The organism is Sporosarcina sp. P34 (assembly GCF_002743375.1).
Lineage (GTDB): Bacteria > Bacillota > Bacilli > Bacillales_A > Planococcaceae > Sporosarcina.
Genome location: NZ_PDZC01000003.1, coordinates 265,499 through 288,886, shown reverse-complemented (window position 1 = coordinate 288,886; position 23,388 = coordinate 265,499). Strand labels below are relative to the sequence as shown.

Genomic DNA, 23,388 nt, shown 5'->3' with positions numbered 1-23,388 from the left:
AGCATTCGTGCGCATCAATTTTGAAATAGAGGGGCCGGCTGTAAAAAGACCGGCTCCACTGTTCATTTATTTGTTCACAGTTTTCGCTTCTATGACGCTCTGAAGTTCCGCAACTGTCGACGGATCTTCAAGCCCCGTCACATCACCTGCGACACTGCCTGTCGTAACGATTTCTTTAATCAGGCGACGCATAATTTTTCCACTCACCGTTTTAGGTAGAGAGTCCGTTATAATGATTTCTTTCGGCTGGGCGATTTTTCCGATCTGGCGGATGATGTTTTCTTTAATCCGCTCTGCGACTTCCTCCCCGTCCGTTACATTTTCCGAAAGTCGGACGAAAACGATAGGCACTTCTCCTTTAATTTCATCTGGCACGCCAATGACCGCGCATTCCGCCACGCCTGCACATTCGAGCACAGCGCTTTCCATTTCCATCGTACTCAAACGGTGGCCTGCGACGTTGAACGCATCGTCGGAACGGCCAACTACCCAAATATAGCCGTCTTCGTCGATCAGTGCTAGATCGCTAGCATAGTAGCTACCGTCAACTTGGCTGTAGTATGAACCGTAGTAACGTTCCGGCTCTCTCCAAATCGTCCTGCATAGCATCGGGAATGGCTTTTTAATGATCAAGTTGCCAAGCTGCCCGGCTTTTACGGGTTCGCCGGCTTCATTGACGACATCGAATACTGCGCCTAAAAACTGCGTGCCCGAAGACCCGGGTTTCATCGGCGTCAGCCATGCTGCTCCTGCAATCGGCGAGCCGGCCGTTTCGGTCTGCCCCCACGTGTTGTTAATATAGACTTTTTTCTTGCCTAGCACTTCATACGTCCAGTGCCACGTCTCCGCATCGAATGGCTCGCCGACGAGTGCGATCACGTCAAGGCATGATAAGTCAAACTGCTCGATTGGCTCCTGACCCATGCTTTTCAACATGCGTAGCGCTGTCGGAGCGGTAAATAATTTATTGACACGGTATTTTTCAATGATTTGATAAAAACGTGTTTTCTCAGGATAATCGATCGCTCCTTCGCAAATGACTGTCGTAACGCCGTTTGCAAGGGCTCCGACGATACCCCAAATATGCATCGTCAGCCAGCCGATATCCGCCGTGCACCAAAATACGTCGTCATCGCGATGGTCGAGATGGTATTTCGCATAGACATAGTTCTGCACGACGAATGCCGTACCTGAATGCACGATCCCTTTCGGCTTTCCCGTCGTGCCGCTCGTATAGAAAACGATCCCACTTTCATTCGCTTCAAGGCGCTCCGGTTCGCAATGGATACTTGCTTTTTCCGTCAGCTCATGCCACCAGTAATCGCGACCTTCCTGCATGTCGATATCAATGCCCATGCGATTGACGACGATGACCGCTTCGACTGAAGAAGTAGACGGCGCGACTTGATCAACTTTTTCTTTCAAGCGAATTTCTTTGCCGCGGCGCATTGTCGCATCCGCTGTGACGATGACTTTCGGTTCAAAGCTTGTCAACCGATCGGACAAGGAACGCTCAGAATAGCCCGAGAAGACTGCGTTGTAAATTGCCCCGACACGGAAACACGCGAGCACTGCTATGACGGCTTCCGCCAAATTCGGAAGATAAATCGCGACACAATCGCCTTTTTTCACACCGAACGATCGAAGCACATTAGAAAAACGGTTCACTTCTGCAAGGAGCATCGAATACGTGTAAAACTTCGAATCGCCGTTTTCACCTTCCCAAATGAGCGCTGTCCGGTTACCGGCACCGTTATGTATATGCCGGTCTAGTAAGTTGATGCTAGGATTCGTAATGCCATCCACGAAAAACTTGAAATCAGGGAGTTTGCCACTGATCGTCTCTGTCCATGGTTCATACCATTCGAGCTCACGGGCTTGCTGATCCCAAAATGCAGCAGGATTTTCCTGAGACTGCCGGAGAAGTTCTTGGAAAGCTTCTGCGCTACCAATCGAAGTCGAGCGCGCCTTTTCTTCACTAGGATAAATAAGTTTACTATTCGCCGCTACTTGTAAAACTCGTTCAATATCCATTCAATCGCCCCTTTGTCAATTCACTAAAACCTTTTCAAAATCAGCAGCCGATTTGTTTTGCAATGACCATGCGCTGGACTTCAGAGGTACCTTCACCGATTTCTAAAAGTTTCGCATCGCGGAAGAAACGTTCGACTTGGTATTCTTTAATATAGCCGTAGCCACCATGAACTTGCACTGCTTGATCACAGACACGCATGCACATTTCAGAAGCGAATAATTTTGCAAACGCCGCTTCTTTTTTGAACGGGCGACCTTGATCTTTTAACCACGCTGCTTTATACACCATATTGCGTGCCAGCTCGATATTCATTGCCATATCTGCAAGTTTGAACTGAATTGCTTGGAAGTTCGAAATACTTCTGCCGAACTGCTTTCGCTCCTGGGCATAATTCAGCGCCTTCTCGTACGCTCCTTGCGCTAGGCCAACAGCCATTGCACCTATACCGATCCGTCCACCGTCAAGCGTCGCCAAAAACTGTTTGTAACCGTTTCCAATTTCGCCTAAAAGATTTTCTTTCGGCACACGGACGTTTTCCAAAATCAATTCCGTCGTGTTAGAAGAATGAAGTCCCATTTTTTCATAGTTTGCGATGACCGTAAATCCTGGTACATCGGTCGGCACGATAAATGCGCTAATGCCATTCATTCCTTTTGAGCGGTCTGTAATCGCCGTCACAGCAAGATGTTTCGCATAACTTGCATTCGTAATAAAACATTTCGAACCGTTAATGACCCATTCATCGCCTTCAAGAACAGCTGTCGTTTCTGTCCCGCCCGCATCCGACCCCGCATTTGGCTCCGTCAATCCGAATGCTCCGAACGATTCACCCGTACAAATCGGCATTAAATATTTCTTTTTCTGCTCCGGCGTGCCGAACAAATGAATCGGTGCTCCGCCAAGTGAAATATGCGCAGAATATGTGATGCCTGTCGATGCGCAGACTCGGCTTAATTCTTCTGTGACGATAGCAAAACTCGTCGTGTCTGCTCCGCCACCGCCGTACTCTTCCGGGAAAGGCAGCCCCATCAAACCGAGTTCCGAAAACTTTTCAAAAATCTCTTTCGGGAATTCCCCTGTCTGATCACGCTCATCCGCACCCGGCTCTACTTCCGCTTCCGCAAAATCTCGAACCAGCTTGCGCACCATTTGTTGTTCATCCGTCAAATCAAAATTCATATCCAATACCCTCCATTCTTCTTTTACAATCTGGCATTGCCGTAAATTATTGCGCCAACAATTAAATTGAAAACGCTTTCATTTATCCGTGCACGTTAATCCGACTCACTTTCATCTATCCGCGTACTTTTAACCGACCCGCTTTCATTTTATTTCCAATTCACCTATAATTATAAACAATACAAAAAATCTTTTCTATGTGTAATTTTCCGAAAGAATTTGTGTGTTTTACACAAAAAACACAAAATACTCTAGCGTTAGGATGATAGATAATGCAAGATACGTTAACTCACCGGCAGCTCAAATCTCTTGTACATGTTTCCACTGTCATTAACTCTTCATTAGATATCGAAACGATTTTTGATTTAATTATTGGTGAAGCAATTTCTGCAGTAGATGCAGCAGGAGGTGGTTCAATTTGGGTTTTCGACCTACAGAAACAGCGCCTAGTGGCCAAATCCGCGCACGGCTTGTTTTATCCGCAAATCTTTAAATCGATTGAATTAAGCAGCGGCGAATCGATGACGGGCATGACGTTTCAAGCGGAAAAAGGGCTTGTGTTTCATAATGAAGAAGAAATCAAACAAGCGCTCGATACGCTCACCCCTGGCAACCGGACGCTGCTCGACGAATCTATTTCGAATAATTTCCACTTCACTTCAGTCATTTCATCACCGATTTTATTGAAAGGAACTTGCATCGGTGTCATCACGCTTGATTCATTCGATAAATCGCTTCATTTCAAGAAAGAAGATATGCAGCTGTTAGAAGCGATCGCCCAGCAAGCCGCTATCGCGCTCGAAAAATCGAATATTTATCATCAAGAGAAAAAAACCGTCCAGCTGCTGTCCCGCTCAATTGAAACGCAGCGCAACATCTCCAATCTCGTCGTCAACGGGGAAGGAATCCAGTCCATTATTGACTATATTTACAAAACAATCGGTGAGCATGTTTTCTTATTTGATGAAATGGGCGAACTGACCGCTTCCGCCTGCCCTGCGCCTGTTTCAGTAGAGATGAACAGCAAACTGCTACGCTTTGTGAAACAGAATGATCAGTCGCTCAACAGCCCGTACAGCGTCTTTGAAATCACATTTGGCTTTGAAAACTATCAATTGATTGCGCTGCCGTTGCAATCGAAAATAAAGCCGCTCGGCACACTCATCATCATCTCAAACGATCCAATCGGAGAAGTCGGAATCAACGCGCTCGAGCACATCTGCACGGTCCTCACGCTCGTGCTCGTAAAAGAACAAGCTGTCCACGAAACACAGCAACGTCTGCGAAACGAATTCATGACGAAAATTTTATCCGGCCAGGTGATCGATGAAACATTGACGAAGCAGGCAAAAAATCTGCAATTTGACTTGAACCGCAACTACATCGCCGTCATCGTTAGTATAGAAAACAAAGACAAATTGCAGCGCGGAGCTATCAGCGAAAACGTCATCAACAATCTGCTCTATATGATGAATACTAACTTCCTAGGAAAAAACTTGCAAGGTGCCGCGCTGATCGACCAAAACAAGCTCGCCGCCTTATTCTCCTACCCTGCCAAACTGCAGGCAGTAAACCCGGCAGGCAGCATTAAAGAGCTCGCCTTGCATTTGCAGCAGGAAATCGATAAAACATATAGTGAACTCGACATTACCATCGGCATCGGCAGAATGAAACCAAACCTCGCCGCTGCCCACGAATCATTCAAAGAAGCTGAAAAATGCACCTCATTCATGAAAAACTACCATTTCGAAGAACGTGCCCTGTCCTACACAGACCTCGGCATCCAGCGCTTCATCCTGCGAAATTCAGAAGAAGAGCTGCTCGATTTCGTCCACGAAGTCATCGGCCCACTCATTCAATACGAACGAGCCCGAAAAGGAGAGTTGTTGCAAACATTACTTACCTATTTACGTCAAAACCAAAACATCAAACGAACCGCCGTCGTCCTTCACGTCCACACGAATACGTTAAATTATCGCCTGAAACGTATTGAAGAAATTCTTTCAACCGACCTGACAGATGGCCAGCAATTATTTAACATTCAGCTGGCGGGAACTATTTACCACTATATTAAACGATGACAAGGGGACCGAATCATTGTCATTGTTTTCATCCAAAATCTGAGTTGCATAAATTCCTGGTTCCTTCGCATAAGAGAATAGGCTGGATTGTCCCGCTGCTGCGTAATCCCATTGTCAAGGTTTTCGCGGCATAACCTCCACAATAAAAAGCGCTGTAAACGTCAACTTCCCACAGTTTACAGCGCTTTTTATTCTATTTCACCCTAATGATTTCTTTACGTCTCCCGAAGGATTCAAACTACCGACCGACTAGAATTTTATGTAAACGTTATATTTAAAGGTTATTCAATATTACAGTTCTCAAACTTTGACCTAGTCAAATATATTATTATCTATATTATCCTTATAGTGCATTATATTTTAAACATAAGAAAAAGCACATTCATCTACAATTCATTTATACAAAATCTCGATTGACCGAGTACTGTAAAATTGAATCATAAGCGAAAGTGCTTATTTCTCTAAATTTAACGTTATATAACTGTACGTCCCAGGAGGACGTTAGAAAAGTAGGACAAGCATTGATATGACAGTGTTTGTGGCTATCTTGTGTAGCATTTGTGTAGTATTGAGTAGTTTTCTAAAACAGCCGCCTTCTATATAGAGGGTTGGCTGTTTTTATTTTCTTCTAACCTTTTTCTAAACGGACAGGCATTTTTATGCTGACAACGCCATATGATACATCAGAACCGTTAGAAAAAGTTTAGAAAGGAGGAGGCTCATGATGACATTGAAAAATGAACCACTACCCCAAATAGCAGCCAAATTAAATGAGAAGAATCATGCCGATTTAATAAAAATAATTGAGTCAATCCCGCGTACAGATCGATCCGAAACATACCGTGAAGCCTTGAGATTTTATTACAAGTACAAAGAGATTATCGTCACTTTACAAACCTTGTTTAAGTCCAATTGATCGTCTTGGTTGATGTCCTAATGTTGCACTTTGATAACTCAATGTTGACCGAATTACTACGTCCTGATGCATGACTAGATTGATGACTACTTCATCCACACAACTGGACATTACAAAACCTTCAGTTGCAAGCCACAACCATTTTATTTAACGTCTCGATGACTGCAACTCTTACTATGTAAGATAACCCCGTGGCGTTTACTTCAAAGAAAGGATGACGGCATGTTGTTTGAAATTCTAACCACTTCTATTATGGGTGGGATTGCGTTAAAAGCTTACACAAAAAAACAAGGCGCTTCTTCCAATGAATCGGGTAAAATCCAGCGCATTATTTCTCTATCTGGCCTAAATGTAAAGGATGGAAAAGACACATTGACCACTCAACTAATTAGAAAGAAAAAATATGATTGGGGATGGGAATATAAATACCGAATTCCACTTGGCAGAAGTTTTGAAGATTACCAGAACAAGCAGCACATACTAGAAGACGGATTAAATAATAGGCGTCAGAAATTATCCCTGACGGATTTAAAAGACCTACAATTTGATTCCGGAATCATCGACAGCTTGAAATCATTGTGGACGAATAAATTAAGCGAAACGAAAGAGATTGAATTGTCATTTGACGGCTTGTTGATTATTCGAGTTTATGACAATCCCCTACCTAAGCAAGTTGAATTCCAAGCGGGTGAAGATTGGAAAGTTCCAGTAGGAATAGCACGTGACCAAAACGCATTTAGATATCATGATTTCGAACAAATCCCGCACATTGTTTTAGGTGGCGCGACTCGCTACGGTAAATCTAACTTTATTAACTGCGTGATTTCCTCTTTAGTTCATAGTGAACCAGACCACACCAACCTATTTCTAGTCGATCTAAAAGGCGGTGTAGAGATGTGCGACTATGAAAATATTAAACAGACGGTATCTATTGCATATGAGCCAGAGGAAGCTTTGCAGACACTACAGGCAGCTTACCACAAGATGAGGAGTATACAGTCACAACTGCGTTCAATGGGTAAGAAAAACGTACAGGAAGCCGGCATGAAAGACCGCTATTTTATCATTGTGGATGAAGTTGGGGAACTGAACCCTGCGGAAGCTGTAACGCGCGAAGAAAAACAAATGAAACTCGCCTGTCAAACGTTGATGAGCCAGATCGCCAGGCTTGGCGCTGGATTGGGATTCCGTCAAATACTGGCTACACAATATCCGACAGGTGATGTGATACCGCGTCAGTGTAAGCAGAACTCTGACGCAAAACTATCGTTCCGTGTACAGTCCGCTGTGGCTTCACGCGTGGTACTAGATAGCGAAGGCGCTGAATCTCTTCCACAGATTAAGGGAAGGGCTATCTATCAAACGGCCGATAAAAAAGAAATATTACAAACTCCCTTCATTAAATCAGAAGTAATCCAAAGTGTAATCGATTCGCACAAGAAAGAAACAATTGTGGACGACAATGAACCGTCCGTCCGATTCATTCCAGTTAAAAAAGGGGTGAAAAATCATGTTGAACGAGCGGGACGAAAGAATATTGTTACTTTTGAAGAAGTTTGATTTCATGACGCGGGATCAATTAAATGAATGTTTACGGCTTGGAACGGTACGACATACAAATAGAATCCTCCACAACCTATCAGACTACTTAATGAGTATTCGCGAAGGTTATCAAACTATCTACTATTTATCCAAACAAGGAAGGTCATATGTGGATTGTGAAAAGGTGAGAAAAAAAGGCGGTCATGTCCAACATATCGTTATGCGAAATGAAATGTGGTTATTTTCTAGTCAACCGAAAGATTGGAAAAATGAAGTGAAGGTGTCAGACGGACATTCAACTGTCATCACGGATGCTATGTTTTCAGATTCATGGGATCGGAAACATTTTCTCGAAGTGGATTCCACGCAAACAATGAAGGAAAATCGCAACAAGATTAAACGATATGTCGAGTTGCTGAACAATGGATTGGTGGAAGAAAAACTAGGACACTTTCCAACCTTGGTATGGCTTACCACCACCGAACACCGAAGGGATCAATTGAAGAAAGAATGCACTGGGTTGCAAGCTGTCATGGTATTCACTATGAACGATATTAAATAATGAGGAGGAAGATATATGTTTAAAAAGAAAAGTGTGATTGAAGTTGTACCGGAATCGGAATACACGGATTTTAGCCACCGATACAATATTAAAGACGCGGCATTAGTAGGCGCTACGGTAGGTGTTGCAAGCCTTGCTACTTATGTATGGACTATGCCTGAACCAATAGCCGCTGAACCCGTACAGGCGATAGAGCCGATACTAGAACCTGTAAACGTATTAATGAATCAACCATCCATACCTATGAATAGCGATCTCCTACCCGTGACTAGTGACGTTATTCAGACGGGTGTTATTGGAGATGCTTCACTAAATATGCTAGCAAATGTACTAGATCCATTAATACAGCTACTAGTCGCTATCAGCTTCCCAATTGCTAGTGTCATCATGGTAGGAGGATGTTTCTTCTTCATGATAGGACGTTCTGAAAAAGCCTGGGAAGTAATATTTAATTCCGGTCTAGGATATGTACTAGTGCAGATGAGTCCTATATTCCTGAACATCTTACGTGAAGTAGGCAAAGCTGTATGAGGGCAAATAAAAAAGGCACCCATAAAGAGCGCCTTCTTACTACCACCCCACGCGGTAGTGTTACTTCTCACGAAAGAAGTATTTTCATTATAGCATAAAAAAAGCGACTCCGTCCGATTATGGATAGAGTCGCTTTAATTATTTTTTTAACTTGTAATTGTCTTTTTAAAGCTAACAAAAGATATTGCAAACTGCATACCTACAACGTTTAGTAAGTTGCGTTTAACTTTCTTATCTCTTTTCGCGAACCATACCAAGCAACCCAAGTACCGCTTTATCACCAGGAGTCGCTTTTTCGTTTGTCAGCCATGTCTCGCTAAAGCCTTGATCCACTCCATGTTTAACCGCAATCTCCTGTTGCCCTTTAGATTCCATAAACTTTACAAACTCATTTTTTAATGTCGGACTTGAGAATTCTAACCACACACGATTCTCCCCCTCTTTTTTATTATCACTCGCCACTTGCTGTACATCATCTTTGTCTTCCACAATCAACTGTACCCGCAACTTGCTATTGGATGGGATAACTACTTGTCCTTCCAGTTTGTATCCTGTTGGAATTGTCCAAGTAGGCTTTATCTCAAAGTGTGGACGATCCGGTGTACCTTTCCAATCGCCGCCCCAGGTAATGCCTAGCTTTCGAGCAATAGCGCCAACTCTGGAAAGTGTGTTTATGTCATATAAATTTTTAGGCGGTGCTACGGCTATATCCCACGCTCTACGGCTTGCGTGATTACTGTTTAATGTCCAAGTTACCTTTTGCCCCGGCCTTGTCCGTCCTTGTGCGTATAGATATTTTTGTCGGGCCTGACTACGATATGTTTCTGTTACAAATACATCTGTGATTCCTGATTTATATAACTCTTGGAATAATAGTCTAATAGCGGTCTGTGCAACTGTCGATAGCTCGGAAACGTCACGGCATGTGGATGTTACACTCATATTACTTACCCCCTTTTTTAAACACCGTATTAATAAAATCAATAAACACATCGGTAGATTTATCGTCATCTGTCAGTTTCAGATGGTTCAAAATAGAATTAATCTCGCTTAATAAATAGCCAGCGTACAATACATACAATGCACTAATACCAATTGGTTCTGGCACTAATAAAGCAACTGGGATAAAGTATACGCATAAGATCAGTAGTAGCATCTTTCGCGCAATCCCGAAAATCGCACGACTTGAAGAAAAGTCTACTTGTTTATTAAACTTTGCATTGATCCAGCCAAGTGTAAAATCAATAATATTTGCCCCCATTATTAAAGCTAACAGGTAAATTAACTTTGTATTGTCCGTTTCTAAAAATCGGTTTAACCAATCAATCATCTGCATAAACGTCACCTTTCTTTATTTGATTTTCAGAAAATAAAAAGAACGCCCCGAAGGACGCTCTCACTTAAATCTTGTTTTAATGTCTATCACCTTGTCGTAATCCTCGAAATTTAGATTCATGTAATTAGCAGGGTGATTGATTTCAAAATTAATTACTTGGAGATCCAAGCCGTTCACTTCCCATCTTGCACCCTTTTTCATAGAATATTTTTCAGAAGTGATATTATTAACCGTTGTTTCTTTGATGATTTCATCTTTGTATATAATGTTTACTTTCATGGACTTACCCCCTTTATGTTTGATTAATTCGACATAAATAGTGGTTGTCCTTCTTTGCTCACAATAAAAGAATAAACGTGTGGACGTTCCTTTTTTTATCTGTTTGTTTAATTGATGTAGCCATCCCATGTTGCACCGCAACGATCGCACTTAAAACGTTTACCACCGTATGTGAAAATATCTTGTAAATGTCCATAAGCCGCACATTTTAAATTAAATCTCCCCTTTTTAAATCCTACCATTTTTCTATTCTTCGCCATTCTTCCACTACCTTTCATATTTAATAAAAAGAACGCCCTTTTTAGGCGTCCTGGTTTTTGTTATTGGTACAACGGCGGAACCGGACAAGGCCTATCATTCGGTATAGTTTCTATACCCACGGATATTTCTGACGCTGTCGGCTTGTCGCCCGATTTTGTGACTGTTCCACCTTGTGCGACAATCTGATTTTCCACGCCTGTCAAATCCGTTTCGATAGGTTCTAAATAATTGATAGGATAGAAGTCGTCACGTTCTCTGACAAGTTCCCTCGTCGTATGGTCAATAACAGGGACGTTTGAAAAAAGAATGTTTTCTTTTCTTACGCTAGTTAATATCATTTTCCCATAAACTTGAAAAAATTCCCACGCGCCGCTTTCTTTGGTATAATATTCCGCCGGACCTTCTTCGAACAAAATCCCTAATCCGTCAAGTGAACTTTCATCGGTTAGCGACACGTAACCTGAAAAAATAACTAACCTTTCTGCATAGTTTGCGCTCGGCCACTCTACTATAACAAAGTTAGGGTTATCGCTTTTGGGTAAAGGAAACATGAACCTGTACGCCGGATCAATAGGGTAAACCGTTCCCGGCCTCACTTCCGGAATAGTCGTGATCGCGGCCACTAAATCCAATGCCGTAATATCACCTTGTGCAACCGTTCCGCCCTTGTCGCGTATCGCTTGCGCTATCGGCTGCAAGTCTAGCGGTTCTACATAGTCCGGGATAGTCGCGACCGCTATAATGATTTCTTGTAAACTAGCACCGTCCGCAACCGTTCCGCCTTTATCCCTAACGCTTTGTATTAGTTCGGTATAATCCGCCGGTTCAGATCCGCCGCCGTTGCCGCCTGTATTGCTTATTTTAAAATATGGCACATCATAACCCCCTTATTAATTAATATACCGGTCCCACGTCGCGCCACACGTAAAGCACTTGAACCGCTTTCCGCCATACGTAAACAAATCTTGATCGTGTCCATACATCAAACAATGCAAACTAAATTTTCCCTTTTTGAATCCCGCTACTTTTCTTCGTCCCATTTTCATCCCATCCCATCAATTTGTACTGTTGTTTCTTCTGTTGCGAAAACGTGAACGTTCTGAACGTTCCACCCTAGCGATATAGTCCGTCCGAAACCTTCCGGGATCAATAGACTGTTCGCGGTTGCCGTGTCGTTAAAATTGATATACACGGCTCCAGGACCAAGATTAAAAACTGTTACCTTTTGCGAGTTATGCGGAATTATTTGTTCCGTGTTTGCTGTTAGCGTACCTCTATAAAAATTCATTTAATAACCTCCTAATAGTTTATTAATGTTGATACGATCGCATTTTGTACGAGATTTTGATTTAGGCGGGATAAAGTACGGGAAACTCTCTTCCTCTTTTATCCTCCACACTTCTTTGAAATCCCAACCGCGTTTTTCATAAGTTGCTTTAATCCTCGCATTTTTTTCTGTTACAATTTCCGCGTAACGGGAAATGGAACCCAAATTCCCCATACTCTCAATGACGTAACAACTTTCTATCATGCCACCGTTATATCCGGCAATGTCTCCAAAATCGTTTTCATAATCCGGTGGCCCTGTGTTACTGCGTAATGCGGTTACACTTTTATTTAACGCGTAACTGTTTCTAACAACTCCGCCTAAATCACCGACTATCCCACCGACTTCGTAAGATCCCATAATGCTGCCATCGGCATAACAATTCATTACAACCCCTTCAAGCGCTCCGACGATGCCACCAGCTGCATAACCGTTATTGGATATAACACTTGCAGAAGTGAAACAATTCATTATTAAAGGCTCGTCACCACCTGAAACGTAACCTACCAACCCACCAACATTCTCACTGCCGTTTATGCTTCCTTCAAAACTACATTTTTTCATTGCACCGTCGAACCAGCCAGCTACACCGCCAACATATGATGAATCGTCACCATCTTGATTCGCGCGTCCTATGATCACACCAGAAGCAATACAATCCTCTATTATTGTATGTCCATCCCAATTAGGGCTGAATCCTAATAGACCGCCAACGTAACCTGTGCCGTTTACAGATCCGGAAACTTTACAATTTCTTATTTCCCCGCCCGCGATTTGACTAATTAAAATGGCTGCATAGTCGCCACCGTAGACTTTCCCTTCTATAATTTCTATGTTTTCGAAAGTGGAGTTTTCTGCATAGCCGAACAATCCGGCACAATAAACATATTCCCCTAGCCATCTAACATTAAGATTTGTTATAGGATGATTATCACCGTCAAAAGAACCCGTGAAAGGCGAATCCCAATCTCCTATCGGTTCCCATTCAGCAAAGTTATAAAGATCAATTTTTTTACTTTGCTTAAAATTAGATCCTAGATTATATCTGATCGCGTCTAAATCTGCTGCATCCTCTACTAGATACGGATTATTCGCTGTACCATTACCCCCGCCAAATGATCCGTTCGCCATTACTCAACCACCTCCACGATCTTACACATAGCCTGTATACTGACCTCATATCCGGCTGTGTCAATCGCTGTCGTGTCACAAACACCTTTGATAGCGGTTATTTTATCACCTGTATAGACTGGGCTAGTCACAATGGTGATGGGATCAGTTATAGCCGCATCTCCATTAATGCCAGTAGTGACAGACCATATCTCGTCATAACCTTCTTCGTATTTGAATTCAAACGTCATAGTATCTGCCAGTGCCGCTTTACCAAATTCTAAAAAGTAGCCATCTTGACCACCGACCACATCGTCAACATCTACATGCAATCCGTAGCCTTTGACAATGGATGATGCAGATAACTCACCATCTGATATAAATACCTCTACGTCATTCGGAAAATCACCCTCCACAACCAACAACCCGTTTTTAAAATCCGTATTTCCGTAAGATCTGGTACCGACTTTGACCAAGACTGTATAGAAGTCCAATACCGCTTCTGACATACGAATAGTAACCGGCTCGTTAGGATCCTCCACAGTTGTTGAGGCATAGTCTGCTGATAGTCCGGCTTTAAACTGATCGGTAATATCCGCGCCAACAATATTTAATGCTTGCGTCGTACCGGCTAAAAAGTCAATTACAGCCGTCCCTCCGCTTGGAGCATCTTCAGGGGGTTCATTGTCAACCATGAAAAATCCGCCGCCTTTAAAGTGGATAGATGTATCCTCTTCTTCGGCTTCTTCGCTATCTTCCTGCTCCCGAAAATACTCCGTAATATCTCGAATGACATTTCCAATGCTGATTTTGGGTGTGATTTTTTGAAACGGATCACGGTCATAACTCACTACGCGCTGTACAATATCAATATTTAATACCGGATCATATACACGTACACTATCGCCTAAATGTACTTTTTTTAGTTCGTCATACACCGCTACATAATCAGGATGATGAGCAAGATCCAGTACATCCACTTCAAGCGCATACCGTGGCACACCTTCCGTTAAATCGGTTTCAAATGATAGACCTTCGATGTTTTCACCAAGTTTAAATTCAAGTCCGTTATCCGCACCTCTACGTTGCAGCAAATCCACTTCAAAGTTATCCCAACGCAACTCCCCGCCCACGAAATTTGCAAGCTCTATCAGGCACTCCCGCACGCTTTTTTCACCCGGCGCAAAATACACAACATCCGTAAAATCAATAATACCCGGACTAAATGCTGTACCTTGTAATAACCATCCAACAATCTGTGCAGGTGTACCCTCAAAGTCCTCGCTTGTGTTGATAATGCGATTAAGACGATAACTGATATGATCACATTCCACATCAATACTCGGGATGTTATCGCGTTTTTTGGTAATACGCGCAATGTCAAACTGTTGACCTTCCAAGCGGACGCGATTTACAAAACTGATAAACTGCGTCTTGTCATCCACAAATGCAGTAAAGCTAAACATATAACCCGCATTGATCTGCTCATTGATTAATGGATTTTCAAAGTTTTCCAAGTAGGCAACATGAGTAGCGTCCATTCCAATTAATTCGATTTTATCCATGTAGCGCTACCCCCTTTAGTCCTCGGACACTTTTAATTCTCCTGCTAAAAACTCAACCGCGGTTTTGTCATTTGTGGAACGGATCGCGCGCTTTAATTGTGCATAGTAAAGTAGATTACCGCCTGTTTCCGCATCACGTAATCCGACATGTGTAATTGTGCCGTACCCTCCCGATTTTGTTGGGAATGTGACAGTATTCGAATTCTCACACATCATCAAAGCTTTTTTGCGTGAAGGTGTAGTAAAGGTGACAGGCAAGCGAGTATAACCCGTCACCTCGTCACCCTCGTCATCATCACCTGGGCTGTTACGATAAAGCGCCAAGTACACGTTTGAACCTAATGCATCAGCAAGTGTTTTGTGCTGTAAATATGTGCTTTTTCCCATCTATATCACCTCATAAGGTAACGCCCTAAATGTCACGGTAAATGTACCGTATCGTGCTATACGTTCCATTGAGTCTACGCCCCCATCTACTTTTGCGGAATAGGTATAATTAGGATCATCATCAAAAATTAATGGCGCTCTACTCTTCGTGGCCAACCATGCCCCAACCGCACGACATGCATTAAAAAAGGACACACCACGTGGCGCATCCAATTCAAAATCAACTTCTATTAGAATATCAGTTGCCGTACTATCCGGGATTAAAATACTACCTGGCTTGTGCGGTATATCAATATAGGTATCTTTGGTTTCTGCCATGATAGGCCGACGAATGTCCAAGACATCCAAGCCGACTGTCTCACAGCGTAAGCCGTTAAATGATACGCCCATTATCGACCACGCCCCCTTTGCCCTCGTTGTTGTAACACATACAATTCTTGCGATACTTTTTTAATATCTGCTTCTTCGCGGATTGTTGCAACTACATCGTATTGATTGGTGATAGTATCACCTTGATAAACAGCCGGTGCCTGTGACTGCATACGCGACATAACAGCAGCATTACTTTCCGGCACAGCTAAAGATTGTCGTGTGGAAGACATGGCTTTAATCTGACTACCTGCTGTTGCTAGTGCGCCATTTATATCTACAAGCCCTAACGTATCGCGCAATGCATCGTTAACATTACGTGCGATTTGTGCGGCCTGTGAGACAAGTGCCGACTCCATTTCAACTAATCCAGCTAGTAAACTATTACCTGCATCTCGTCCGATTTGTTGCATGCCTTGTAACTCGTCTTCAGCGGCAGATGTGACTTTCTTTAATTCTGCTACCCAAGCAGATTCTAACCCGGCTAACTCTTTATTTGCCGTGTCTGTCATTGCCTGGACGCTTTCCTTTGTAGCATCTTTCATTCCGGCCAATTCGTCCGTCGCTTGTTTTGTGGCTAGTTCCGCTTTTTCCTTAAATAAATTGGAGTATTTATTTAACTCGGAACCTGTCAACTCATTGAGTGCCAATAATTCAGGCAATGCTTTCGGCCCCATCTGACGTAACTCTTCAATGAGTGTGTCATCCACACCTTTATATTCAAGCTTTTCCATCTCTTTTTGCCATTGCTTAAATCCATCAACTTGATTATTCAGATTGTTGAGTAGATCTTCTCCTGATCGTTCCATATTAACTTCGAACTCATCAAACAAACCGGCAAAATTCATGTACGACTCACGACGGCTTTTAAATTCGTTGTTGTACTTGTCATTTGCATCTTTTACATCTGCAACCAACTTGTCATTTATAGCCTTCATCTGATCGGCATACTTTTTGTTGGTGCTGACTACATTGTCATTAATTTGTTTAAGTGTACGTTGGTATTCCTTTTGGGCAGATATGCGCTCTTTTGTACCTTTTTTAAACTGACCAATAGCTTTCTTCCAATACTCAGCTTCATCTTTTAATGACAATTGATCCAATGACTTTAAGTCTTCCGCATTTTGTTTGATGGCATCAAACCGATTCTTGGACGCTTCTTCCAATTCTTTGTCGGCTTTTTTAAGGGCAGCAGCGTATTCATTTTGTGCTTTAATACGTTCCTTACTACCTTCTTTAAATTGATTAATTGCCTTTTTCCAAATGGCTGCTTCTTCTGCGGCTGATAGTCCACCATTCGCACGTTTCTCTGCAATCTCCGCATTAACCTTTTGCATAGCATTAACCTGTGCATCACGCTCTGCTTTTGCGGACGCTTGTGCTTGTTTCTTGGCATCAGATTCTTTTTTCTTTTTAGCGGCCAATGCATCGCGGTCAGCCTTTTTCTGTGCGGCAACCTTTTCTTTTTCCGTTTTCTTTTGTTGGGATGCGGTTTCGTTTTGCGACTTCTTCAAAGCGGCAGCATAACTATTTTCTGCTCTGATACGCTCTTTTGATCCCGCTTTAAACTGGCTGATATTCGCTTTCCAGATAGCCGCTTCTTCTTTCGCGGATAGTCCGCCATTCGCACGACGTTTAGCAATTTCCGCATTTACTTTTGTCATGGAATCAGAAACAGCTTTACTTTCACTTTTAGCAGATTCCGCTTGTAATTTCTTACGTTCAGCCGCTTGTTTCTTTTGCTGGGCTAGACGTTCTTTTTCTGCTTTATCGCGTGACTTGGCATATTCGTTTTCCGCCTTGATCCGCTCTTTACTGCCTGCTTTAAAGTTGCCAATGCTATCCTTCCAAATTGCCGCTTCATCAGCCGCGGATGACGTGCCAGCTGCGCGTTTACCCGATATCTGGCTATTGACTTCATTGAGTGCTTTTGTAACCGCATCACGTTCAGCTTTAGCGGCGGCAGTAGCTTTCTTTTTCGAATCAGCCGCATCTTTTTTAGCTTGCTTATCAGATTCTTTTTTACTCTTTTTGACCTCATCGCTTGCCGCTTTACTACCAGATTTCACAACATCTTTAGATGCTTTCTTGACATTCTTTTCACTGGACTTGATACCGCTTGCCATATCTTCGCCAAACCCTGCACCGATTGCTTTTGTTTCTCCGATACCTAATACTTTTTTGATAGTATCAGGGATGGCATCCACAAGTTTCTGTGCTGCTGCCATGACCGTTCTAAACATAGATAATAGACCGTCAATAAAGCTTTGGATTAATTCGACACCTTCACGGAATAAAGAAATGCCCATAAAGAAATCTTTAATCTTTTGCCAGACATCCACAATAAACTGCCAGGCATCATGCATTTTTTCATTGATAGAATCAGCCATTTCTCCAAACTTTTTACGAACAGTGCCGGCAATAGAACTTACAATGTTAGAAAAGAAGGTGGAAATAGCAGACCAAATTTTCACGATTAATTCCGCAATCCATGTGAACTTCGCGCGGGTTTCATCACTCAAATTTTCCCACCAATGCACGACAGCAGACACTATCGCTGTTACGATTCCTGATAAAAATGCACCGATCTTATTCCAAATCTCTTCTAAAAACTGACCAATAGATGTGAATATTTCAGAAGTAAATGCGCGTATCTCGTCCCAATGAGAAACAATAAACGCAACCGCCCAACCCATAGGACCGGATAAAATGACAAGTAATGTCAAGCCCCACTCGGAAAGAAAATCCATGATTGCATTAAATATAATCATCGTCTGCTCTTTGACTAATTCCCAGTTGTCCACAATATACGCAATTACCCAACCAATAGGACCAGACAAGATGATGAGTAAGGATAGCCCCCACTCGGATAAAAACTCGCCTATTGCAGTAAATACTGCGACTGTGACCTCTTTGATCTGGTCCCAATATTTAACGATTAAATACGCTACTCCGGCAACTGCCACAATTAATAAAGTGATAGGTAAATTAATACCTGCAATGGCTAGTTGAATTACTGTAAATGCTTTGGATGCCAGGGATAATATAGCGGGTACCTTTGTCATAACCGCAAGAACAGAATTTGCAGAACCCGCTAACATCCCGAATAGCAGTAACACCGGACCAACAGCGGCAGCCAACCCCGCAATCACAACCAAGACGGCTTGTATTGGACCTGGTAAAAAATTAAATACATCTACTAATATTTGTAGACTTCCTAGCAATACTTCGAGCGCGGGTTGTAAAGCTTCAAAGATAGATATAGCCGCTTCTTCGAGTGCCGATGTAAATTCATCCCAACGACCTTTTAGGTTATCTGTCATGATGTCGTACATCTTTTCAAGCGCGCCAGTAGAATCTTCAATTTTACCTTTCAAAGAGTCGTAATCTTCGCCAAGCCCATTCATTAAACCTTGGAAACTCTTCAAATGTTCTTTACCGGCAATCATGGATATATAGTGAGCGCGTTGCTCATCGGTCATGCCTTCGGTTTTTTCTTTAACTTGTAGTAATACATTTTCCAAACCAATAAAATTACCACTCGCATCAAATGCAGATACGCCGATCTCATCCATTGCCTTTGCGGAATTACCTAATCCACTTGTCAGATTGGTAAAGATCGCATTCATCGCTGTACCGGCTTCTGCGCCTTTAAAACCTTTATCTGCAAGAATTCCTAATAACGCTGTGGATTCTTCAAGAGGCACATTAAAGGATGACATGTTACCACCAGCAACCAGAAAGGCTTCCATTAATTGATCGACTTCTGTATTTGAGTTGGCAGATGCCTGTGCTACCTTATCAAGAAAGCCTGGCAATTCATCTACTTCCATCTGCATGGCAGACATTGAGTCCGTGACCAAATCAGATGTACGTGCCAAGTCGATATTACCGGCAGATGATAATTTTAGGATAGGCTCCAAGCCTTCCATCATCTGCTTGTTATCCCAACCCGCCAACGCCATGTACCCAAGCGCATCAGCAGAATCTTTTGCGCTCTTGTTTGTCGTGGCACCCATCTCACGTGCCTTGTCTTCCAAGTCTTGCAAATCCTTACCTGTCGCACCCGAAACAGCGGCAACTTGACTCATACTAGCTTCAAAGTTTGCCCCGATCAAAACGGCAGCAGTACCAGCTGCTACAATTGGAGCCGTGACTTTCATCGTCATATCTTTTCCGATTTCCGTCATTTTCTTGCCGGCTTCTTCGAGTTTTTGAGCAGTTTGTGCAAGCTTATCATTTTGCTGTTCAAGCGCTGTATTCGTGGTCTTGATTTCATTGGCAAGCTGTTGTTCAGCTGTTCGCGCTTCAAGTAATTTATTTTCATATACCTGAACTTCGGTGGAGCTTGCACCGTATTGTTGTTTCGCCTGTTCTAATTGTTGTTCATAGTTCGCAACTTTTTGACCAGCAATGTCATGAGCCTGATTTAAGTTATCCATCTGCGCGGATAGCTTTTGTGATTCCGTTGCATTATCACCTAATTGCGCTTTTTGCAATTCATATTCAGCGGTCAATTTCTCGCTTGATTGAGCGAGTTTTTCTTCACTGGCTTGCAATTCCCCAAGCTTTACAGCGGCATCAGAAGTAGCGGCCGCACGTTCAGCTTCAGCGGTTTTTGCTTTTTCCAGTAATTCGGTGGTACGAGTAATATCATTCGCAATTTGTTGTTCGGCAATCTGATTACTACGCAACTGTCGTTCAAATTTTTGAGCTTCAGTGGAGTTTTCGCCCCATTGTGATTTCACCTTTTCAAGCGCGGCAGCAGTAGCGGCAGTTTTTTCTTTTGCCAAATCATAACGTTGCTCAAGTCCTTGCATAACGGCAGATAGCTTGTCAGATTCAGACGCACTATTTTTCATTTGCTCTGATTGCAATTTCATCTCTTGTCGCAACTTTGCAGATTCTTGGTTCATGTCCTTCATCGCTTTGTTAAATTCTTGATTAAAAGCTTTAAAGGTTACTTTGATTTCGTTGTTATCTTTCGCCATGTCCTCACCTACCTTTCTTTGTTATTTAGGATTGTTGGACCAGCCATCATAGGCGAGTTTGTTTTGGTAGATCCGCTCCACGTCACCTATCGGAAAATGCCAAAAAACCTCATCGCTTATACCAGCAACAAGGCAATAGACTGTATATAGGTCCTCCACACTTTCATATTTGAGAGTGGGTGGTTTTACTTTTTTTTATCTTGTTTGGTTGAACCAATTAATCCGGCTGCAAAGTTGTTATCATTGGAAAATGATTCGGAAATCAAAGATACATATAGAGTGAGTGTTTCGGTAAAGTCCAAATGATACAGTTCCATAAATTCTTCAAAATCCATCTTCACACTTTTGTTTGCCCCGATAAATGCCAGATAGATTACATTAATCATCGGACCATCATCAATTTCAGATAGTTTTTCCAACTTGTCAAAGTCGTTTCCGCCACCCGCTAATTCAATGCCTTGCAACTCCTGAAACGCTCCCAGTTTCGCAAACTCCGCGATCAAACTATTTTCAATTAATCCTAAATCTCGACCGCGACGCATAGCAGCATTCGTTAAATAAACAGGGTATTTCTTGACGTTTACATAGCGTTGCTCAAATTCGCCTTCTACTTCCACAGCTTCTACTTCTTTCAATTCCAAAACATGAATTTTTTTACCCATCTTTTTCATTCCTCCCGATTTTGTTTTTTTCACCTAAAAAAATAACCCCACTGTTGCCAGTAGGGTGCGTTACTTATGGGATTGGCACAGCGTTAACTAGTTCTGGTGTAAAGGCTGTATGCCAATCTGTCTTAATTGCTTCATCTTCGACTTCAGCAGTCAATGCTTCGTAGTAGAATTTATCGTTTGAATCAACAAGTGCTGTTAATTCCATTTCAAGTAGTGCTACTTCATCCTGTCCATTTTCGATAGAAATCTGGAAACCAGAGTTATTTGATACGTTCGGGAACGCAATTAATTTCACTTCATCTTCAAACTCATCCACAACATCGGCCGTGAACACAAAACGCTTACCTTTGGATGTTGGGCCGTACGCGTATACTCCTTTTTTCAAGTCCTCGTTTGACAGACCAAAAATATCACGAGCGACCTGCACGGGAATGTGTGCGGAAACAGTCAGATTCATTTTTTGCGGAATGGTACGTTTCTTGACTTCGATACCTTCACAAATTTTAACGATTTCCTTTGATTCCGTTTCACCTTCAATTGAACCTACGCAACCAAACGGTGTACCCTCTTTTGCTACGTTGTTTTCATAAACTTGGATGCTGGCATTCTTAATTGCCACCGCATCAAATTCTGTAATTACATTTACCATCTATAAAACCTCCTGTATTGTGTCTGTAATTTTGTTATTCATTAACTTTAATAATTGTGGAACGGTTGCATCCATTGCGCGACCTGTAAAGTCTTGCTCATCTGGATTAGATCGCCCACGCCCTTCATCAGGGAAAATCAGATAGCCAAAACTACCTTTATTCTTTGCCGCCCCACCTTTGGTGACAACGGTAAAGCCCAAGTTTTCAGTTTCTGAACGGCTCCACTTGGAATACTTCGCGTGATTCTTCTGCACATTAGAAACAGGCATTAAATGCGTGATTTGTTTAGTCACTAATTCAATACCTTTCGTGTGGAGGACACCATTCATTGCTTGTTCAGCTTTACCTGGTATCTCCAATAATCGTTTTTCAAGTAATTTAATATCCTCGTAATCTACTTCAAATTTAGCATTTGCCATATGGGATCACCCTCGCAAACGTCAAAATAACACGGTCCACAAATTGATCCGTGTCTTTCTTTTGCAAACGTTGTTTTTGGGTTCTGATAAATTCTAATCGTGGCACGTTGTCCAACGCGTCCACAATGTCAATGGTGCGTTTATCTATGTCATCACGGTTTTCACAATAATAATAGACCGTCAAAACTTGAGAGACTGTTTTCATGTCTCGATTTTTGGACATGGGACCTGTTTCGTACACCAAGCAATGGTAGTCATCTAATAATGATTTTTCTTCATCTGGTGCAATTTCATCTTCATAAACCGGCAGACCGAATGTGGTCAATCCCTGATAAATTAGATGCAGTTGCTTATCCATAAAATCATGTGTCTTACTCACGATCCCACCTCCTGCAAGTACAGATACAGCTCATCATTTGAACGATCAGCATCTACTTTGATAACGTCAAACGTCACACCGGATACCTTTACACGTTTACGACTAAACGACCGATAATTAGGCGGTAGTGGTGTTTTAACCTTCATGTCCAGACTGCGCGACATAACATCTGCCATTTGATAATCTTGCTCACGACAAGACTGCTCACTATAAGCCAGGCGGCCTTCTTCCACAAACACGTTTCCTATTCGTTTTCCGGTTTCAGAACGTCCTGTTTCGGTTTGGCCATATTGCAGATAGCCATCATTGTACGTCTTGCGAATGGATTTCATCAGACATCACCTTCTTCTTTTTTAAGGCAGTCATTAGAATCAACCGCTTTAATTCAGGTGCATAATTAATTTCAAACTCATCACCCGCATTGTTACGAACATATCGACAACGCTCAAGCAATAGCTCAAGTTTGTCATCTTCCACAGTTAAATCAAAAACCGCCCCGGTCATACCTTCAAGGTACAACTTGGAGCGGTTCAATAATTTAGTTAGTTGATCGTCATCGTCTGTCCAGGTGATTTTCAGCTTGTCTTTCAAAGCTATCAATGCCGCGGTCATTTCGAATCGCTCGCTTTGATCTCCTCACCTAAAAACGGACGTTTGTACTTATTTTTATTCCCCTGCAATTCAGCAGCGCGTTTCTTCGTCACTTTAAAACCTTCGGCAGGGTAGACTTCACCTTTTGTGTATTTACGGTTTTCGTGATCTTTTTCGATAAACGTTTCTAAAACTTTATACATGCTT

The 23,388-nt window shown here is 42.4% G+C and carries 25 protein-coding genes; 5 read left to right on the top strand and 20 right to left on the bottom strand.

From position 1 onward, the window contains the following. Positions 1-66: 66 nt before the first annotated feature. Together CSV63_RS07530 and CSV63_RS07525 are read right to left on the bottom strand one after the other, a co-directional pair. Positions 67-2,034: an acetate--CoA ligase gene (locus tag CSV63_RS07530; protein ID WP_099695280.1), complete on the bottom strand. Its 1,968-nt coding sequence runs from the start codon at positions 2,032-2,034 to the stop codon at positions 67-69. Between the two features lie 40 nt (positions 2,035-2,074). Beyond that, positions 2,075-3,214 carry an acyl-CoA dehydrogenase gene (locus CSV63_RS07525; RefSeq protein ID WP_099695279.1) on the bottom strand — a complete coding sequence of 380 codons (1,140 nt, stop codon included), beginning with the start codon at positions 3,212-3,214 and terminating at the stop codon, positions 2,075-2,077. Positions 3,215-3,486: 272 nt separating this feature from the next. Between CSV63_RS07525 and CSV63_RS07520 the strand changes: the two genes are divergently transcribed. The 5 genes from CSV63_RS07520 (at position 3,487) to CSV63_RS07500 (ending at position 8,846) form a co-directional block, all read left to right on the top strand. Next, positions 3,487-5,295 carry a helix-turn-helix domain-containing protein gene (locus CSV63_RS07520; protein WP_099695278.1) on the top strand — a complete coding sequence of 603 codons (1,809 nt, stop codon included), beginning with the start codon at positions 3,487-3,489 and terminating at the stop codon, positions 5,293-5,295. A 721-nt stretch (positions 5,296-6,016) separates the two neighbouring features. Next, positions 6,017-6,211 (top strand): hypothetical protein, encoded by a 195-nt coding sequence (locus CSV63_RS07515; protein WP_099695277.1) that lies wholly within the window; start codon positions 6,017-6,019, stop codon positions 6,209-6,211. Between the two features lie 222 nt (positions 6,212-6,433). Then, positions 6,434-7,771, top strand: coding sequence for an FtsK/SpoIIIE domain-containing protein (locus CSV63_RS07510; RefSeq protein WP_099695276.1), 1,338 nt, complete (start codon positions 6,434-6,436; stop codon positions 7,769-7,771). Next, positions 7,722-8,315: a replication-relaxation family protein gene (locus tag CSV63_RS07505; protein WP_099695275.1), complete on the top strand. Its 594-nt coding sequence runs from the start codon at positions 7,722-7,724 to the stop codon at positions 8,313-8,315. The genes CSV63_RS07510 and CSV63_RS07505 overlap by 50 nt, the downstream gene beginning before the upstream one ends. A 15-nt stretch (positions 8,316-8,330) precedes the next feature. Further along, positions 8,331-8,846, top strand: a complete 516-nt coding sequence (locus tag CSV63_RS07500) for a hypothetical protein (protein ID WP_099695274.1) — start codon at positions 8,331-8,333, stop codon at positions 8,844-8,846. Between the two features lie 231 nt (positions 8,847-9,077). Here CSV63_RS07500 and CSV63_RS07495 read toward each other — a convergent pair whose 3' ends face one another. From CSV63_RS07495 to CSV63_RS07415, 18 genes are all read right to left on the bottom strand, one after another. Then, on the bottom strand, positions 9,078-9,788 hold the full coding sequence (locus tag CSV63_RS07495) for a M15 family metallopeptidase (protein ID WP_099695273.1): 711 nt from the start codon (positions 9,786-9,788) through the stop codon (positions 9,078-9,080). Position 9,789: 1 nt separating this feature from the next. Then, the gene (locus CSV63_RS07490) at positions 9,790-10,176 is read right to left on the bottom strand and encodes a phage holin family protein (RefSeq protein WP_099695404.1); all 387 of its coding nucleotides are present in this window, start codon (positions 10,174-10,176) and stop codon (positions 9,790-9,792) included. Positions 10,177-10,242: 66 nt separating this feature from the next. Then, positions 10,243-10,461: a hypothetical protein gene (locus tag CSV63_RS07485; RefSeq protein WP_099695272.1), complete on the bottom strand. Its 219-nt coding sequence runs from the start codon at positions 10,459-10,461 to the stop codon at positions 10,243-10,245. Between the two features lie 107 nt (positions 10,462-10,568). After that, a complete protein-coding gene (locus tag CSV63_RS16475) occupies positions 10,569-10,721 on the bottom strand; it encodes a hypothetical protein (protein WP_158233928.1) in 153 nt (50 codons plus the stop codon). Between the two features lie 60 nt (positions 10,722-10,781). Beyond that, complete coding sequence (locus CSV63_RS07480; protein WP_099695271.1) at positions 10,782-11,597, bottom strand: hypothetical protein; 816 nt, start codon at positions 11,595-11,597, stop codon at positions 10,782-10,784. A 167-nt stretch (positions 11,598-11,764) separates the two neighbouring features. Then, the gene (locus CSV63_RS07475) at positions 11,765-12,010 is read right to left on the bottom strand and encodes a hypothetical protein (protein WP_099695270.1); all 246 of its coding nucleotides are present in this window, start codon (positions 12,008-12,010) and stop codon (positions 11,765-11,767) included. Then, complete coding sequence (locus CSV63_RS07470; RefSeq protein ID WP_099695269.1) at positions 12,011-13,180, bottom strand: GLUG motif-containing protein; 1,170 nt, start codon at positions 13,178-13,180, stop codon at positions 12,011-12,013. Then, positions 13,180-14,724 carry a phage tail protein gene (locus tag CSV63_RS07465; RefSeq protein ID WP_099695268.1) on the bottom strand — a complete coding sequence of 515 codons (1,545 nt, stop codon included), beginning with the start codon at positions 14,722-14,724 and terminating at the stop codon, positions 13,180-13,182. Before CSV63_RS07465 ends, CSV63_RS07470 begins: the two co-directional genes overlap by 1 nt. Positions 14,725-14,739: 15 nt before the next feature. Beyond that, positions 14,740-15,111: a phage tail fiber protein gene (locus CSV63_RS07460; protein ID WP_099695267.1), complete on the bottom strand. Its 372-nt coding sequence runs from the start codon at positions 15,109-15,111 to the stop codon at positions 14,740-14,742. Next, positions 15,112-15,501, bottom strand: coding sequence for a distal tail protein Dit (locus CSV63_RS07455; RefSeq protein WP_099695266.1), 390 nt, complete (start codon positions 15,499-15,501; stop codon positions 15,112-15,114). Further along, positions 15,501-20,471 carry a phage tail tape measure protein gene (locus CSV63_RS07450; RefSeq protein ID WP_099695265.1) on the bottom strand — a complete coding sequence of 1,657 codons (4,971 nt, stop codon included), beginning with the start codon at positions 20,469-20,471 and terminating at the stop codon, positions 15,501-15,503. The genes CSV63_RS07455 and CSV63_RS07450 overlap by 1 nt, the downstream gene beginning before the upstream one ends. A gap of 185 nt (positions 20,472-20,656) precedes the next feature. Next, the gene (locus tag CSV63_RS07445; protein WP_099695264.1) at positions 20,657-21,133 is read right to left on the bottom strand and encodes a hypothetical protein; all 477 of its coding nucleotides are present in this window, start codon (positions 21,131-21,133) and stop codon (positions 20,657-20,659) included. Positions 21,134-21,206: 73 nt separating this feature from the next. Further along, the gene (locus CSV63_RS07440; protein ID WP_099695263.1) at positions 21,207-21,791 is read right to left on the bottom strand and encodes a phage tail protein; all 585 of its coding nucleotides are present in this window, start codon (positions 21,789-21,791) and stop codon (positions 21,207-21,209) included. After that, a complete protein-coding gene (locus CSV63_RS07435) occupies positions 21,792-22,211 on the bottom strand; it encodes a hypothetical protein (RefSeq protein WP_233191983.1) in 420 nt (139 codons plus the stop codon). Then, positions 22,198-22,590, bottom strand: coding sequence for a hypothetical protein (locus CSV63_RS07430; RefSeq protein WP_099695262.1), 393 nt, complete (start codon positions 22,588-22,590; stop codon positions 22,198-22,200). The genes CSV63_RS07435 and CSV63_RS07430 overlap by 14 nt, the downstream gene beginning before the upstream one ends. Further along, positions 22,587-22,922, bottom strand: coding sequence for a head-tail adaptor protein (locus tag CSV63_RS07425; protein WP_099695261.1), 336 nt, complete (start codon positions 22,920-22,922; stop codon positions 22,587-22,589). Before CSV63_RS07425 ends, CSV63_RS07430 begins: the two co-directional genes overlap by 4 nt. Then, the gene (locus CSV63_RS07420) at positions 22,894-23,202 is read right to left on the bottom strand and encodes a hypothetical protein (RefSeq protein WP_099695260.1); all 309 of its coding nucleotides are present in this window, start codon (positions 23,200-23,202) and stop codon (positions 22,894-22,896) included. Before CSV63_RS07420 ends, CSV63_RS07425 begins: the two co-directional genes overlap by 29 nt. After that, entirely contained in the window at positions 23,199-23,384 is a 186-nt protein-coding gene (locus tag CSV63_RS07415; protein WP_099695259.1) for a hypothetical protein, read from the bottom strand. Before CSV63_RS07415 ends, CSV63_RS07420 begins: the two co-directional genes overlap by 4 nt. Between the last annotated feature and the right edge of the window lie 4 nt (positions 23,385-23,388).